The sequence below is a fragment of the Microcystis sp. LEGE 08355 genome, assembly GCF_015207185.1.
Taxonomy (GTDB): Bacteria; Cyanobacteriota; Cyanobacteriia; order Cyanobacteriales; family Microcystaceae; genus Microcystis; species Microcystis panniformis.
In genome coordinates, this window is the sequence record NZ_JADEXI010000516.1 from 1 (window position 1) to 3,293 (window position 3,293).

A 3,293-nucleotide genomic window follows, 5' to 3' on the forward strand; every position below is an offset into this window, starting at 1 on the left:
CTTTGCTGACTAGAAGCTGTAGCAGCATTTGCAGGTTTTTGGCATACATCTGGCTGGCATTGGTGGCCACTGTGGCAGGAAGATTAACGGCTCCGACGATTTTTACCCCATTTTCGATGATTTCTCGTCCCGGTTGGGTGTAGGCGCAATTTCCCCCCTGTTCCGCCGCTAAATCAACGATTACCGCCCCCGCTTTCATGGTGGCGATCATTTCTTTGGTGACTAGCAGCGGGGCTTGTTTCCCCGGTACTTGGGCGGTGGTGATCACCACATCAGCCCGCTTAATTGGTTCGGCTAGGGCTTGACAAATGCGCTCCTGTGTGCTAATAGAAACCTCTTTGGCGTAACCGTTATCGGCGACGGTATCTTCTTCTAGGGGCATTTCAATAAATTTCGCCCCGACACTCTGCACTTCTTCTTTGACTTGGGGACGAATATCAAAAGCCTCCACCACTGCCCCCAAACGGCGGGCGGTGGCGCAAGCTTGCAATCCGGCAACTCCTGCCCCCAATACCAGCACCTTGGCTGGGGCGATCGTACCGGCGGCGGTAGTCATCATCGGGAACATTTTCGGCAGCTGCACGGCGGCGAGGAGTACCGCTTTGTAACCGGCGAGGTTAGCCTGAGAGGAGAGGGCATCCATACTCTGGGCGCGACTACTGCGGGGAATTAATTCCATGCTCAAAGCGGTGATCCCGCGAGCGGCTAATTTGGCAATGCGCCGGGGTTGACGCAGGGGATCGAGAAAGCCGATGAGGATACCGCCATTTTTCAGGCGATCGATCTCGCTATCGCTAGGAGGGACGACTTTGAGAATAATATCGGCAGTTTCATAGATATATTCGCTGTTTTCGCTCAGGGCGGCTCCCACGGCACTATAGGCACTATCGGCAAAGTTGGCACTAATTCCCGCCCCATTTTCGACAATTACCTCAAATCCCGCCTTGACTAAACGGGCGACGGTATCCGGCACTAGCGCCACCCGCGCCTCGCCTTGGTCACTTTCTTTGATTACGCCGATTTTCATGGCTGGGTTTCTCCTTAGTAAGTCCTTCTCTTGTCTTATGCTGTTAGGGTAAGGGTTTCGTTAAATGCGATCGATCCCCTGGGATAATTTCGAGTCAAAATTGCTTTTCACTTCCATCCTAGCTATCCTCACCTTTCTGGCTCTTTTTCGGGGTGAATCTTAGGATTATCTTCAGAATTAAAGGGTTTTGAGCGGCATTGCTTGGGATTTTTTTTATAATTATGAGGTACAAAGCTTTCGTTCTGGGAAACGCCGAAACGGTTAACATTAGACGATATTCTGTCCTAGATACCAGATTAGGCTATACTTCATATTGATGAGAAGGGCTGTAATACGTCTCGACAATCTCAAAGTTTTACAGTTCTTTTAACTTCGATCGCAATTCCTCTAATTCTGCATCTACTGCTGAATCCCTGACGGTGGGTGGATGGGCAGTGTTACCCAGTAACATTTGTGCTTTTAGCCGTACCAACGCAGCTAACCACTCTTTCAGATCGGAATTAGCCAGAGGGATGGCTCTACCGACTCAGGCATTGGGAACCTGTTTTCGCAGGTATTCTTGCCCAAAACGCAAGAATATTAGCAAAATTGCTAAATTTTTGAATATTAGCCTCGCAGAATTAACCGCCCAATTAGAAGATGTAGAATCGGTTTTAGAATTAGAGAAGGCAAAAGCAGCGGATATTATTCCGAGTCGCCGCTCAATTGCCCGATCCAGAAAAGATTGCTCTGATTAAATTTTTAGTCAATACTTTAGAATTTGCCTAAAACTATGAACGACAACGAAAAACGAAAAATTGACAGCATTATCGTCCGAATTGCCTTGATTTTGGGACTGGGATTTTTAGCCGTAGAAGCAGGTCGAAATGTTATCAGCATTTCTTCTCAAAATAGCTTTCCAGAATTAGAGCAACACGTAAGAGAAGCGGAAAGAAGAGGAGAAAAAGTAAGGAGAGCCATTGAAGAAGCCAACAAACACCGACTTTCTGACCCAGATCAACCAAACCCTTAAACGAGTGAAAATTCAGGTTAGTGGCGATCAATGACATTGATCGCCACTTTACCCGCAAAAGATGGGGGATGTTTTTTCTTTATATTAGCTTCTTGTGCCAGAGACTCATCACCTTCAGCTAGAGCGATTTTAACTATTTCTTCCCATTTGAAAACCTCAGCTTGTGCTTGGTTGTACTGTTGTTCGGCTCTTTTTTGTAAGGCAATTACTTCGATAATTGAGGAACGTAAATTAGATAAATCATCCCGCATAATAGTGATGGTTAATTATGACTAGCAATTAATATTCCCTATCTCAACAACAAAATTAATAAATAGAGACGTACCGTAGATGGTACGTCTCGACGCTCTCAAAGTTTTACAGTTCTTTTAACTTCGATCGCAATTCCTCTAATTCTGCATCCACTGCCGAATCCCTGACGGTGGTTGCTTGGGGTAAAGTGGGTTGACTAGAAGTTGTGCTGGGGGGTAATGCTCCCCCGGACATTTGTGCTTTCAGCATTGCTAATTCATCATCCACATCGCTGCCCGATTCTAGTGCAGCGAATTGATTTTCGATGCCGATGCCACCCAATTCACCGTAAGCTTGACTACGGGCTTCTATCTGCACAACTTTTTCTTCCATGCGCTCAAAAGCGGACATGGAACTACTGGTATCGATACTGCCGAGGGTTTTTTGGAGTTCTTCGTTAGCTTTTGCGGCTCTGGAGCGAGCTACTAACATATTTTTCTTGGTTTTTGCCTCAGAAATCTTACTTTCGAGCGCAATCAAGTTTTTTCTCAGACTTTCTACCTGTACCGTTTGCTGATCCAGTTGATTTTTGAGAATGGCGGCGGTTTCCGTGAAATCTTTCTTGCGTTTAAGAGCTTCCCGGGCGAGGTTTTCATCCCCTTTAGCAAGGGCTAATTTGGCTCTTTGTTCCCATTTATTGGCTTCTGACTGGTCTTTGCTGTATTTTTGTTCCGTTTGTCGTTGTTCAGCGATCGCTCTAGCAACCGCTTGACGTACCTGTACTAGATCCTCTTGCATATCACTGACAGCTTGTTCCAGCATTTTTTCTGGATCTTCAGCCTTGCTCACCATATCATTGAGGTTAGCTCGGACAACTCGGCTAAGGCGATCGAATAAACCCATGACGCTCTTGTTCCTCTCGGTGTGTACTAAATCAGTTAACTGTTCTTAAAATTTCCTATCTTGCCTAACGGCTTATTCTCTAATATAAACCACGAGAGCTAGGATAGGCGATAGGAGTTA

5 protein-coding genes are annotated in these 3,293 nt (G+C 46.1%); 2 read left to right on the plus strand and 3 right to left on the minus strand.

Translation table 11 applies throughout. The features are described 5' to 3' along the window. A partial coding sequence (locus IQ242_RS20275) for a Re/Si-specific NAD(P)(+) transhydrogenase subunit alpha (RefSeq protein ID WP_193961195.1) occupies positions 1 to 1,027 on the minus strand: 1,027 nt, incomplete at its 3' end. A gap of 512 nt (positions 1,028 to 1,539) precedes the next feature. Between IQ242_RS20275 and IQ242_RS20280 the strand changes: the two genes are divergently transcribed. Together IQ242_RS20280 and IQ242_RS20285 are read left to right on the plus strand one after the other, a co-directional pair. Beyond that, a complete protein-coding gene (locus tag IQ242_RS20280) occupies positions 1,540 to 1,764 on the plus strand; it encodes a hypothetical protein (protein ID WP_149985510.1) in 225 nt (74 codons plus the stop codon). Between the two features lie 35 nt (positions 1,765 to 1,799). Continuing rightward, positions 1,800 to 2,039, plus strand: a complete 240-nt coding sequence (locus tag IQ242_RS20285; RefSeq protein ID WP_002797307.1) for a hypothetical protein — start codon at positions 1,800 to 1,802, stop codon at positions 2,037 to 2,039. Positions 2,040 to 2,056: 17 nt separating this feature from the next. Here IQ242_RS20285 and IQ242_RS20290 read toward each other — a convergent pair whose 3' ends face one another. Further along, entirely contained in the window at positions 2,057 to 2,290 is a 234-nt protein-coding gene (locus IQ242_RS20290) for a PspA/IM30 family protein (RefSeq protein WP_193961196.1), read from the minus strand. Positions 2,291 to 2,396: 106 nt separating this feature from the next. Next, complete coding sequence (locus tag IQ242_RS20295) at positions 2,397 to 3,173, minus strand: PspA/IM30 family protein (protein WP_193961197.1); 777 nt, start codon at positions 3,171 to 3,173, stop codon at positions 2,397 to 2,399. Positions 3,174 to 3,293: the final 120 nt, after the last annotated feature.